General features: G+C 64.4%; 1 tRNA gene and 1 pseudogene. Both read left to right on the plus strand.

The annotated features are described in order from the left end of the window. Window positions 1-163 precede the first annotated feature (163 nt). Window positions 164-239: transfer RNA gene (locus HR086_RS47375), tRNA-Ala, on the plus strand. A 107-nt stretch (window positions 240-346) separates the two neighbouring features. After that, window positions 347-537: pseudogene (locus HR086_RS47380) on the plus strand (DUF2760 domain-containing protein); the annotation flags it as partial.

The raw sequence follows: 537 nt of genomic DNA on the forward strand, positions 1-537 counted from the left end.
GGGTACGCCTGAGAAGAAGGGTTTTTATGGCATCCGCTGCGCGGCACGTCAATCGCACGGATGCGTTGCGAAGGCTTGCGCTTGACAGCAAGAAAGGGGTCCGGTACTAGCCCGTTCACCTCGGCGGCCCAAACGCCGGGGCGCAGCGCGCAGGGCCCGTAATGGGGGTGTAGCTCAGTTGGGAGAGCGTCGCGTTCGCAATGCGAAGGTCGTCGGTTCGATCCCGTCCACCTCCACCATGTTGAAAACGAAGGGCCTCACGGGAAACCGTGAGGCCCTTTGCATTTGGGGGCATTTCGGGCAACTGCCGAATTGCAAAGCAGGCGGGCTTTGTTATCCGGAGTCGATGACTGACCCGTCTGCCTCGCTGTCGTTCTTCGCGCGCTTCTGGCTCGCCTGGCTCTGCTTCTGGCGCTGCCTCGTGTCCGGCGACTTCGCTCGAGCCGTGCTGCCCGCCAGCCGGGCCTACGACGCCGGGCAGCTGAACCTCCTGCCTTCCGGTACCCCGTCCCCCACCCCCACGGTGGTGGAGAAGGC

Source organism: Myxococcus sp. CA039A (genome assembly GCF_013336645.1).
In the GTDB taxonomy this organism is placed as follows: Bacteria; Myxococcota; Myxococcia; order Myxococcales; family Myxococcaceae; genus Myxococcus; species Myxococcus llanfairpwllgwyngyllgogerychwyrndrobwllllantysiliogogogochensis.